The 10,302-nt window shown below is 65.2% G+C and carries 13 protein-coding genes; 8 read left to right on the forward strand and 5 right to left on the reverse strand.

Annotation, left to right across the window (positions count from 1 at the left end; genetic code table 11):
• Nucleotides 1-24 precede the first annotated feature (24 nt).
• Together NYZ98_RS20850 and NYZ98_RS20855 are read left to right on the forward strand one after the other, a co-directional pair.
• A complete protein-coding gene (locus tag NYZ98_RS20850) occupies nt 25-948 on the forward strand; it encodes an ABC transporter substrate-binding protein (RefSeq protein WP_262844512.1) in 924 nt (307 codons plus the stop codon).
• 351 nt (nt 949-1,299) lie between these two features.
• The gene (locus NYZ98_RS20855; RefSeq protein WP_262844513.1) at nt 1,300-2,172 is read left to right on the forward strand and encodes an SAM-dependent methyltransferase; all 873 of its coding nucleotides are present in this window, start codon (nt 1,300-1,302) and stop codon (nt 2,170-2,172) included.
• 559 nt (nt 2,173-2,731) lie between these two features.
• Here the strand turns inward: NYZ98_RS20855 and NYZ98_RS20860 are convergent.
• Entirely contained in the window at nt 2,732-3,310 is a 579-nt protein-coding gene (locus NYZ98_RS20860; protein ID WP_262844514.1) for a GNAT family N-acetyltransferase, read from the reverse strand.
• 9 nt (nt 3,311-3,319) lie between these two features.
• Nucleotides 3,320-4,057, reverse strand: coding sequence for a GntR family transcriptional regulator (locus NYZ98_RS20865; RefSeq protein ID WP_262844515.1), 738 nt, complete (start codon nt 4,055-4,057; stop codon nt 3,320-3,322).
• Between the two features lie 273 nt (nt 4,058-4,330).
• Here NYZ98_RS20865 and NYZ98_RS20870 point away from each other — a divergent pair, with 273 nt between their 5' ends.
• Both NYZ98_RS20870 and NYZ98_RS41385 read left to right on the forward strand, forming a co-directional pair.
• Nucleotides 4,331-4,825: an ATP-binding protein gene (locus tag NYZ98_RS20870; protein ID WP_262844516.1), complete on the forward strand. Its 495-nt coding sequence runs from the start codon at nt 4,331-4,333 to the stop codon at nt 4,823-4,825.
• 186 nt (nt 4,826-5,011) lie between these two features.
• Entirely contained in the window at nt 5,012-5,314 is a 303-nt protein-coding gene (locus NYZ98_RS41385; RefSeq protein ID WP_316249583.1) for a flavin reductase, read from the forward strand.
• Here the strand turns inward: NYZ98_RS41385 and NYZ98_RS20880 are convergent.
• Nucleotides 5,239-5,565, reverse strand: a complete 327-nt coding sequence (locus tag NYZ98_RS20880; RefSeq protein ID WP_262844517.1) for a rhodanese-like domain-containing protein — start codon at nt 5,563-5,565, stop codon at nt 5,239-5,241. The two genes, NYZ98_RS41385 and NYZ98_RS20880, sit on opposite strands and share 76 nt — an antisense overlap.
• A gap of 367 nt (nt 5,566-5,932) precedes the next feature.
• Between NYZ98_RS20880 and dprA the strand changes: the two genes are divergently transcribed.
• Both dprA and NYZ98_RS20890 read left to right on the forward strand, forming a co-directional pair.
• The gene (dprA, locus tag NYZ98_RS20885) at nt 5,933-6,910 is read left to right on the forward strand and encodes a DNA-processing protein DprA (RefSeq protein ID WP_262844518.1); all 978 of its coding nucleotides are present in this window, start codon (nt 5,933-5,935) and stop codon (nt 6,908-6,910) included.
• Nucleotides 6,911-6,965: 55 nt separating this feature from the next.
• Entirely contained in the window at nt 6,966-7,223 is a 258-nt protein-coding gene (locus NYZ98_RS20890) for a ComF family protein (protein ID WP_262844519.1), read from the forward strand.
• 518 nt (nt 7,224-7,741) lie between these two features.
• Here NYZ98_RS20890 and NYZ98_RS20895 read toward each other — a convergent pair.
• Together NYZ98_RS20895 and NYZ98_RS20900 are read right to left on the reverse strand one after the other, a co-directional pair.
• On the reverse strand, nt 7,742-8,008 hold the full coding sequence (locus tag NYZ98_RS20895) for a DUF397 domain-containing protein (protein WP_262844520.1): 267 nt from the start codon (nt 8,006-8,008) through the stop codon (nt 7,742-7,744).
• Nucleotides 8,009-8,035: 27 nt separating this feature from the next.
• Nucleotides 8,036-8,893 (reverse strand): helix-turn-helix domain-containing protein, encoded by an 858-nt coding sequence (locus tag NYZ98_RS20900; RefSeq protein ID WP_262844521.1) that lies wholly within the window; start codon nt 8,891-8,893, stop codon nt 8,036-8,038.
• Nucleotides 8,894-9,124: 231 nt separating this feature from the next.
• Here NYZ98_RS20900 and NYZ98_RS20905 point away from each other — a divergent pair, with 231 nt between their 5' ends.
• Both NYZ98_RS20905 and NYZ98_RS20910 read left to right on the forward strand, forming a co-directional pair.
• A complete protein-coding gene (locus NYZ98_RS20905) occupies nt 9,125-9,520 on the forward strand; it encodes an ATP-binding protein (protein WP_262844522.1) in 396 nt (131 codons plus the stop codon).
• Between the two features lie 339 nt (nt 9,521-9,859).
• A partial coding sequence (locus tag NYZ98_RS20910) for a flavin reductase family protein (RefSeq protein WP_262844523.1) occupies nt 9,860-10,302 on the forward strand: 443 nt, incomplete at its 3' end.

Below are 10,302 nucleotides of genomic sequence, written 5' to 3' on the forward strand. Positions count from 1 at the left end.
CCCCCCGCTTTGGAAGGGAATGCAATGAGGCGAATAATCACCACCGCGGCGGTCGCTCTGACCGCGGTGTTCACCCTAGGCGCGTGTGGTGGCGGGGACCCGCTCGACACCACCAGCAGTGCGAGCGCGGCCCCCAGCGCGTCCGGTTCCGCCGCCGGCGGTGCGAAGGTCGTCGTCGGGTCGGCGAACTTCCCCGAGAACGTCCTGCTCGCCTCGATCTACTCCCAGGCCCTCCAGGCCAAGGGCGTCCAGGTCGAGGAGAAGTTCAACATCGGCAGCCGTGAGGTCATCTACGACCAGGTCAAGAGCGGCGCGCTGACGGTGCTCCCCGAGTACAACGGGGGTCTGCTCAGCTTCCTGGACCCGAAGAGCACCGCCGCCAGCACCGACGACGTCAACACCGAGCTCAAGTCCAAGCTGGCCACCGAGCTGGAGATCCTCGACTCGTCCCCGGCCCAGGACAACGACTCGCTGACGGTGTCCAAGGACACCGCCACCAAGAACAGCCTGACGACGATCGAGGACCTGGCCAAGGTCGCCAAGGACTTCGTCGTGGGCGGCCCGCCGGAGTTCAAGAAGCGCCGTGAGGCCCAGTTCAAGGACGTGTACGGCATCACGTTCAAGGAGTGGAAGCCGACCGGCGACACCACGGCCGACGCGATCAAGAGCGACGCGGTCCAGGTGGGCAACGTCTTCACGACCGACCCGAAGATCCTGATCAACGGCCTCGTGTCGCTGCAGGACCCGAAGAACGTCTTCAGCGCCCAGAACGTGACGCCGCTGGTCAACAAGGCCGGCGCCAACGACACCGTGCGCACGACGCTCAACGCCATCTCCGCCAAGCTCGACACCAACGCGCTGGTCGACCTGATGAAGCGCGTTGCCGTCGACAAGGACGACCCGCCCGCGGTGGCCAAGGACTGGCTGACGCAGAACGGTCTCGCCTGACCCGCTGCCCGGTTCGCCTGCTGACCTGGTGAAAGGCCCTTTCTGGGAATGCCCGGGAAGGGCCTTTCGCATTGTCGGCACTTCTCGGCATTCAATGCTTTATATCGGCGCCTGTCCAAAGGTTGTGTCGTTTGCCCGTTAGATCGGGTTCCGATACGATCCTCGACACTGTCAGTCAGGATTTCGGGTGGACCTGAGGCAAGCCGGTCGCGAGGGCGCGACCAGCGGTTCACCGCGTGGATCGACCGTCGATGAGCCGCCCGGGAACGCGCCGGGACGCGCCACGACCCGCAGGCGGCGTCGCCCGCGTGGGCAGGTCATGACCGAGGAACACAACGGAGGCGGCCCCCCATGACATCACAGCCCGACGAGGCCGGCATGGGACCAGGTTCGCCCGCGGGCGTCGACCCCGACGTGCCCAACGTGGCCAGGATGTACGACTACTACCTGGGCGGCAAGGACAACTACGCCGCCGACAGGGAAGCGGCCCAGCGTGTCATCGACGTGTTCCCGCAGACGCCCCAGCTCGCGCGGGTCAACCGGGCGTTCCTGCAGAACGCGGTGCGGCACCTGGCCGGCGAGGCGGGCATCCGGCAGTTCCTCGACATCGGCAGCGGGCTTCCGACCCGCGAGAACGTGCACCAGGTGGCACAGGGCATCGACCCGGACGCGCGGGTCGTGTACGTGGACCGGGACCCGGTCGCGCTGGCGCACGCCCGCGCGCTGCTGGTCGAGAACGACCTGACCCGCGTGATGCAGGGCGACCTTCGCCGGCCCGACGAGATCCTCGCCCAGAAGGAACTGTCGGAGATCATCGACTTCTCGCAGCCGGTGGCCATCCTGCTGATCTTCGTGCTGCACTTCGTCAGGGACAACGAGAACCCGTACGAGATCGTGAAGACGCTCATGGACGCGGCGGCCCCCGGGTCCTATCTGGTCCTGTCGCACGCCGAGCGCGACACGCGCCTCCTCGACGGGGTACCCGTCTACGACGCGGCGACCTCCCCGGCGGTGCTCCGCTCCTACGACGAGATCGCCCGCTTCTTCGAGGGCCTGGAGCCCGTCGACCCCCGGCCCCAGGACGGCGGCCCGGACAACGACATCGAGACCCCCGAACAGGCCGCCTCAGGCGTCGTCCGCCTCGGCACCTGGCGCTCCCGCTGGCCCACCTTCCACTCCGACGCCCCCCTCCCCGCCTTCTCCGGCGTAGCCCGCAAAAACTGACCTATACGCCTTCTGCCTCGCCTCAAAGGCATCGTCCTCGCCTTCGGCTCGGGCGTTTTTCGGGAGCCTGGCGGCCCATCTTGGCCGCCGACCGGCACCTAGCAACGAGAACATGTTTGTCGCCCGCGATGAGCTGGTCGGACGCTTCCATGGGTTCGTCGTCCCCCGAGTGAATGGTCCTCGCCTTGGGCTCGGGCGTTTTTTTGGAGCCTCGCGGCCTACCTCGGCCGCCGAACACGCCTTTCCCGGTTGATCACCACTTAAGGCGTCAGCTTCGCCGTACGGCGGCACTCCAATGACCATAAGTCGTTCTACCGCACCGACCCCGTCAGCACCGAGCGCTGGCGCCGTGGATCGTGATGCGGGTATCCGCCACCCCGTGTGGCACCGCGACGACCGCAACCTCTTTCTGCTCGCAGAGTTGGTTCAGGATTGGGCGCCGACGCGGAGGGGTGTGGTGCGGCGAAGTCGGCGCCTTGTGCGGTGGTCGACCGGTGTCCGCATATTGAGACCAGGCGAGGACCATATTCGACGTCCCTCTCATAGCCCCGCAAGCTGATTAGTACGCCTGTTGCCCCGCTTCAAAGACACCTCGTACGTTCGGCCATTCCTCCCGTATCACGCTGTAGTAGACGGAATGGCGAACGTACCCGTCGCGTAGGATCCGATGGTTTCGGAACACCCCCTCGCGGGTCGCGCCCAGCCCTTCGATCGCGCGCTGCGACCGGACGTTGCGACTGTCGGTCTTGAACACGACCCGGATGGCGTCCAGCCGGTCGAAGGCATGCCGCATCAGGAGGAAGGCCGCGTCCCGCGCCGCCCCCGTACGCCACCGGCTGGGCGTCACCCAGGCCCACCCGATTTCCAGCCCGCGATGGGCGGGCTGGATGTCGATATAACTGATGCTGCCGATCGCCAGCCCGGTCCGCCGCTCGACGATCGCGAAGGCCAGCCGCTCACCCCTCCGCTGCTCGTCCAGGGCGTCCGCGACGAGCCCGGCCACGTGCGGCGCCGGCTCGTCCATGTAGGTCCAGACCTCGTCATGCCTAGCGGCATCGGTCAGCCCGGCCACATGCCCGTCCCCCAGCGGCTCCAGCCTGACGACCTTACCTTCGAGAACAACAGGTTCGATACGCACACGACGCCCCTATCCGGCCGGCACCTTGTAGACGAGAACATGCTTGTCGCCCGCCATGAGCTGGTCGAACGCCTCCACAGGTTTGTCGTCCGCGTCATAGGCGATGCGCACGACCCGCACCACGCACGCCCCGGGACCCAGCCGCAGCACGGACGTCTCCTCCGGCGTCGGCATCCGGAAACTCAGCTCGTCGACGAAATAGGCGATCGGCCCTCCGTTGGCCTCTTCCAGAACGGCGAGCACCCCCTCCTCGACGGGCTCCTCCCGCGCGATGGCTGTCTCACGGACCAGTTCGTGCACGTAGTAGCTGTCGCCCAGTTGATACGGCTCCTCGTCCACCAACATCACCCGACGCCGCGCCAGTAATTCGGTGCCTTCGGGAACGGCAAGCCAACGGGCCGTCTCCTCGGTCGCGGGTACGGGCCCGACGCTGATGATCCGCTGGCGTCCTATCCCGCCCTGACGAGCCACCTCAGCGTTGAACGTCGCCGCGTTGTTCTCCGCCCGGCGGTCGCGCTTGTCCTGATCCATGGCCATGACCCGGATCGGTCGGATCTCGCGGACGTACGTGCCCTGGCCTTGTCCTGAACCGATCAACCCCTGCGACTTCAGGGCCGAGAGTGCGAGCCGCACCGTCGTCCTGGAGGCGTTGAATCGTTCGGCCAGCTCACGTTCAGGTGGTAGCCGTTCGCCAGGACCGAGGTCGCCCCGAGTGATCGCCCCACGTAGTGCGGTGGCGAGGCTCACATGGCGGGGTTCCACCGGAGTGGGTTCCCCCTCCGAGCTCATCGTCATCAAGTTCCATCCGTCGGGATCGTGTCCTTGCGTTGAGTCGCATTCTAACCACTTGGTAGGTACCAAGCATTGACAGGCTGTGTGCCTGCCTGCTGTCCTTGGTATGTACCAAGCGTGACCGAATGGCCGCGCCCCGTAGCGATCCTGTCGGGGCTTCGGCGCGCCTGAATACGACTACTTCAAGTGATGCATCGGTCGCAATTCGATCATAGGAAGGACGGCGACATGGAAGGGACCACCAGCCGCCAAGGAACAGACGCCTCCCCAGACCCGACGGCCCACGCGAAAACAGACGCGGACCTCCAAGCCCCCGAGGTATTCGCCGTCCAGCCAGGGCAGGCGACAGCCGTTCAGGTGTTCGCCGGGCTCGCTGGGCAAGTGGTGGCCGTCCGGGCGTTCGTACGGAAGACCCTCGCTGACCCCCACTTCAAGGCGGCGGTGGAGGACGTCGAACTGCTGGCCACCGAGCTGGTCACCAATTCCATCCGCTACAGCAGGTCGAGAGATACCGGGACCGTGCGGGTCATGATCGTCACCGGGGAGACGGTCCGCGTGGAGGTGCAGGACGACGGATCAGACACCTCCGTACCGACCGCCGGCACCGCTGGGCCCATGGACGTCACCGGACGCGGGCTCATGCTCGTTGAGGCACTGTCGACCAGCTTCGGCGTTCGAGTGGAAGAACACAGCACGACGACCTGGTTCGAATCAACCCCATGACCCCTGCAGTCGCCCGGCCACATCCACGAGGTGGGTGAGGGAAGGGGGTGAACGAGGGTTGAGGCGGACAGGGGAGGTCGCCAGGCTCAGGAATACGCCCGAGTCGTAGGCGAGGACCGTTGGGACTTGGTGATGGGTGGGGGATCGGTGGTAGGAGTGGGGGTCATGAACGAGTTCGTGGAGGCAATGGGGCAGCTTGTCGCGGGGGTGACCGTGGTCACGGTCCGGGATGGGCGGGATGACATCGGCACCACGGTCACCACGTTCTCGTCGTTGTCGGCCGACCCGCCTATGGTGATGCTCAGCTTGATCTCCTCCGGGTATCTCTGCGAGGTGCTGCTCCGCTACCGGGGGACGGGCAAGGCTTTTCTCGTCACCCTTCCCGGGTGGGGGTCAGGTCCCCGGGTTGGGGGTCAGGCGGATTCGGTGGGGAGGCCGGCGTCGGCCCAGTCCTCGATGCCCTCGCGGTATTTGCGGAGGTTGGTGTAGCCGAGGGCGGTGAGCCGGTCGGCGACCTGTCCGCTGTTGGGGCACGCGGGGTTGGAGCAGTAGGTGACGATCGGCGCGTCGAGGTCGGGCAGCAGTGTGGGTGCCAGGTCGTCGACATCGTTCCTGACCAGGGCGACAGCACCTGGCAGATGCTGCTTCGCGTAGTACTCCCCGCCCAGCGCGTCGACGACGGTCACGGTGCCCGCATCGATCGCTGTCTTCAGCTCGTCACGGGTGATGAGTGCGGTCATGTCACTACCTCCGATGGAATCGGACCATAGTCCGGTTGTGTCACGACAATAACGGACCGCAGTCCGATTCGGCAACGTCCCTCGGCTCTGTGACGCTCGGCCATCGCCGTGCGCGTCAATCAAGGAGCGTCACGGCAAGGCGCGGACGGAAGCGTGTAACTGTCTACCCGGGTCCTTGTAGCATTGTTCTCGTACTCAAAGTGATCGTCCAGTGACCGTGTGTCAGTGGCGTCAGATCCCTGTCTGCAGGTAATTACGGACAGCTGTTAAATTGGACATGTCTAGTACTACCTGGTGTTTTGGTCATATCTTTTCCGACACTGCTGTACCGTATGACACGCATTCGAACATTTGTTTGGAGAGTAGGATGCGGATCACTGAAGAGCAGTCACGGCTGCTCGCCATATGCATGATCAAGGGCGTGAGCTGGTACTTCATCGCTCGCGAGGCTCAACGCCTGGACGGCCTGGCGCGCTTGTGGTCGGGCGACATCATCGAATGCTCGCCCGAGGCGACCAAGGCCCGAGCCCTCATCAATGACAACGCCTCCGAGCTCGGCCGCCACGTCAAGTCCGCCATCCAGGAGGCGGAGCGCGCCGCCGACGCCGGGGCCCGGCTTGTCACCGTCCTGGACCAGGAGTACCCCGCCACCCTGCGACTCATTTTCAACCCTCCGCCGTTCCTGTTCGTTCGTGGAGAACTTCGCGACGCGGACCTGCGCAGCGTGGCCGTCGTCGGTACCCGGCAGGCGAGCGAGGACGGGCTACGCCGGGCACGCCGGATGTCCGGCCTGCTCACCGAACATCAGGTCACCGTCGTGTCCGGCCTCGCCCGAGGCATCGACACCGCAGCGCACACCGCAGCACTCGACACCGGCGGCAGGACGATCGCGGTCGTAGGAACCGGCATCCTGCGCTGCTACCCGGCCGAGAACCGCGCCCTTGCCGACCGCATCGCCGAGAGCGGCGCCGTGGTCTCCCAGTTCTGGCCGGACGCCAACGGCGCGACCTACACCTTCCCCCGCCGCAACGTCACCATGTCCGGCATCGCGCAAGGCACGGTGGTGATCGAGGCCGCCAGCACGTCCGGGGCGAAGATGCAGGCCCGCCTGGCGCTGGAACATGGCAAGAGGGTGTTCCTGCTACGGAGCCTCACCGAGGCTCAACCATGGGCGCAGGAGTACGTCAAGACACGCGGGGCGCTCATGGTCGAAGACGTGGACGATGTCGTGAAGAGCCTGTCCAGCCCGGACCGGATTCAGGAAGTCAACGCGTCCCGCGCTCAGCTCACCCTGGAATTCGAGGACATGAAGCTGGGGGAGTCGGCGCCCGAGGCGCTGTGGTGACCAGATCAGGACGGCCGGCATACGGCGATGGTCCACCTCCGGCCGGGTTCGGCAATTGCCGCTCATCGAGAAGACGCGTGCCACGCCCCGGATGCGTGACACCGCTTCTCTTGTTGAGCGGAAGGTCGCGGCGCAGGTGCTGTACGCGGCGCTGAACGTGCCGGACCCGGCTCGGGTGGCAGGACGGCGCGTCATGGTGTATGACGACGTGTTCACCGCCGGCAGTAGCCTCAACGCGGTCGCCAGGCGGCTCAAGGCGAGTGGCGCGGAGAAGGTGTACGGGCTCACCCTGGCTCGCGCCCAGTGGCGGTGAACCATCCGGCGAGAGCAGGGAAGAGCCAGGCCAGTTCGGAAGTGCGGGAGCCTGCGGGACGACCGGCAGCCGATCCGCGCGAGCTTTATGCGGTGGTCGACCGGTGGGGGCGGGTGGGCCGTCAGGCTCAGGAGAACACTCGAGCCGCAGCGAGGGTCATTCCGATACCCGGCCGGCACCCTGTAGACGAGAACATGCTTGTCGCCCGCCATGAGCTGGTCGAACACCTTCAGGGGTTCGTCATCCCCTGTCAATGGTCCTCGCCTTCGGCTCGGGCGTTTTTTGGAGCCTCGCGGCCTACCTCAACCGCCGAACACGCGTTACCGTCAACCACCCCATAAGGCCTCAGCTTTGCCGTACGGCGGCTGCGTGCGGCGCCCCGAAGACCGCAACCCTTCTGCTCGCAGTGCGGGTTCGGAATTGGGCGCCGACGCGGAGGGGTGTGGTGTGGCGAAGTCGGCGCCTTGTGCGGTGGTCGACCGGTGTCCGCGTATTGAGGCCAGGGGAAGCCGCCAGGCTCAGGAAAACGCCCGAGCCGCAGGCGAGGACCGTTGTTCGGCACCGAGAGCGAGGGTGAAGAGGCGCCACTCGTCACGCGTGGATTTCAGGATAGGACCCTCGGGACGCTTGGAATCCCGCACGAGAATCAGCGTCTCGCTAGCAGCTCCGAGATGTGCGTGGGCAGGTTCGTCCAGGACTGTGATCTCGACGCAAGCACCGCCATCACCATTGCTGTAGCTGCTCTTGCGCCAGGTGCAGAGCGACAGATCGAACGCGGGTGTCATCCCGTACTCCCTTCGTTGACTCCACGGCTACCCCAGTTCCCTGATCGTCTTGATGATCAACGCCACGGACTCAGGAGGACCGAGCGCCGAAGCACGAAGGCGGTCAAACACCAGGGTATATCGGTCAACTTGATGCGGCATTTCCAGATACAGGCTGCCTACCAGATTTTCTAGGTGAACGACCGACCGATCAGCAGGATCAGGAAATGTCAGGATGCGGAAGGATCCGTCCATGCTGCCGTGCGCTCCTGAAGAGAACGGAATGATCTGAACCTCCACATTCGGCAGGTCGGATACCTCAGCCAGTCTCCTGATCTGGGTTTTCCTCGATTCCAGGTCACCGACCTCGCGATGCAATGCCGCTTCGTCGATGACCGCCCAGAACAGCGGAGCGGGCTCACGCGTCAGAACGTCCTGACGAGCCATCCGGACATGGATCCGCCGCTCCGCCTCGCTCGGCCCGGTTGTCGGCCACCGTGCGTGCGTGATCGCCTGGGCGTACTCCTGGGTCTGGAGCAAGCCGGGGATCAACAGACCCTCATACGTCAGGATGGAAGCCGCCTCTGACTCAAGGCCGACGTAGACATCGAACGCGTCGGGAAGAATATCGTTGTACGCGTGCCACCAGCCCTTTTGGCGTGATTGCCGGGCGAGGGCGATGAGTGGTCCGATGTCAGCCTCTGGCACTCCGTACATTTCGAGCATCAGTCGCGCATCGCCCGAATTGACTCCCACGCGGCCCGTCTCAATGCGGCTGACTTTCGACGGATGGCACCCCAGTCTCTCGGCCACTTCCTCGCGAGACTTCCCCGCTTCTACGCGGAGCCTCTTGAGCTCACCGGAAAGCCGTCGCCGTCGGACGGTCGGACCGCTGTCAGAAGTCACGTTTGTCTCCTTGATCCACGTTCTCGTTCTGCAAGGTTCGATGCATTGTGCAGAACAGGTTGCATCACTCTGTGCTCCTATGCAAACTCTAAACGTAGTGGCATTCAACGATTAGTTATTGGTCGTTTCCAAAGAGCTACTGCCACGTAACCGATCAAATTGGTCGAAAGGGGCGCAGGGCATGTTCAACGCACGGCACGGGAGTGCCGCGATCGGGATAGGGAGCGGATGATGGCGACTCCCGGTATCCATGTCATGGCCTCGTTCCCTGCTTCGCCTGAGCAAGTGAGCAAGGTGCGGGCATTCATGCGCGTGACCCTCGGCGACTCTTGTTTCAAGGCAGTGGTCGAGGACGCGGAACTGTTGGCGACCGAACTGGTGACCAACTCGATCCGTTACAGCAGATCGCGTGAGGGCGGTGAGGTGCACGTCGTGATCACGGTGGATGGGGAAGTCCGTGTCAAAGTCATCGACGATGGTCCAGACGCGTCTGTACCGGTCGTCGGAGCCCTCGGTCCATTGGATGTCAGCGGGCGCGGGCTCATGCTCGTCCAAGCGCTGGCGAGCAGGTTCGGCGTGCGGTTGGGGGAGAGGAGCACGACGACTTGGTTCGAGCTGGATCTATGAGCAATGGCCTTCAAGGCATCGGTGGTTGCCATCTCCATGACATTCGCCGGCCGATCGCCGCAATGCGCCGCCATCACCACACCGCAGGGTTGTGAACCGTCATGCGGGAGGGCCAGGAGTTGCCGGGTCGGCTCCACTCAGCCCGCGATGGTGTGTCGTCTTCGGGCGTCGACGCGGTGGGACGGGTCCGGCGAGGTGGGCGCCTTGTGCGGTGGTGGAGGGGGTGAACGTGGGTTGAAGGCCAGGGGAGGCCGCCAGGCTTAGGAATACGCCCGAGCCGTAGCGAGGACCATTGAGGACTTGGTGATGGGTGGGGGATCGGTGGTAGGAGTGGGGGTCATGAACGAGTTCGTGGAGGCAATGGGGCAGCTTGTCGCGGGGGTGACCGTGGTCACGGTCCGGGATGGGCGGGATGACATCGGCACCACGGTCACCACGTTCTCGTCGTTGTCGGCCGACCCGCCTATGGTGCTGCTCAGCTTGATCTCCTCCGGGTATCTCTGCGAGGTGCTGCTCCGCCAGGACCGGTGGGCGGCGAGCCTCCTGTCCGGCGGCCAGGCCGTCGTCGCCAGCCGGTTCGCCAGCCCGGGTCGGCCGAGCGCCCGTCTCCTCGTCGCTGGTACGCCGCATCACCGTGGTGCACTCACCGAGGCGTTCGTCCTGGACGGTGGCGTGGCGGCTCTGGAGGCCGAGACGGCCCGGGTGATCCCGGCGGGCGACCACACCTTGTTCCTCGCCCAGGTCCTCGCCGTCGACTACGTGGACCCCACCCTCCCACCCCT

This window comes from Sphaerisporangium corydalis, from assembly GCF_025506355.1.
GTDB classification, from domain to species: Bacteria; Actinomycetota; Actinomycetes; order Streptosporangiales; family Streptosporangiaceae; genus Sphaerisporangium; species Sphaerisporangium corydalis.

Bases quoted from the DNA above. Each gene is read 5' to 3' on its own strand.
- NYZ98_RS20850 (WP_262844512.1), top strand. From the start codon at position 25: ATGAGGCGAATAATCACCACCGCGGCGGTCGCTCTGACCGCGGTGTTC.
- NYZ98_RS20855 (WP_262844513.1), top strand. From the start codon at position 1,300: ATGACATCACAGCCCGACGAGGCCGGCATGGGACCAGGTTCGCCCGCG.
- NYZ98_RS20870 (WP_262844516.1), top strand. From the start codon at position 4,331: ATGGAAGGGACCACCAGCCGCCAAGGAACAGACGCCTCCCCAGACCCG.
- NYZ98_RS41385 (WP_316249583.1), top strand. From the start codon at position 5,012: ATGGGGCAGCTTGTCGCGGGGGTGACCGTGGTCACGGTCCGGGATGGG.
- NYZ98_RS20880 (WP_262844517.1), bottom strand. From the start codon at position 5,565: ATGACCGCACTCATCACCCGTGACGAGCTGAAGACAGCGATCGATGCG.
- dprA (WP_262844518.1), top strand. From the start codon at position 5,933: ATGCGGATCACTGAAGAGCAGTCACGGCTGCTCGCCATATGCATGATC.
- NYZ98_RS20895 (WP_262844520.1), bottom strand. From the start codon at position 8,008: ATGACACCCGCGTTCGATCTGTCGCTCTGCACCTGGCGCAAGAGCAGC.
- NYZ98_RS20905 (WP_262844522.1), top strand. From the start codon at position 9,125: ATGGCGACTCCCGGTATCCATGTCATGGCCTCGTTCCCTGCTTCGCCT.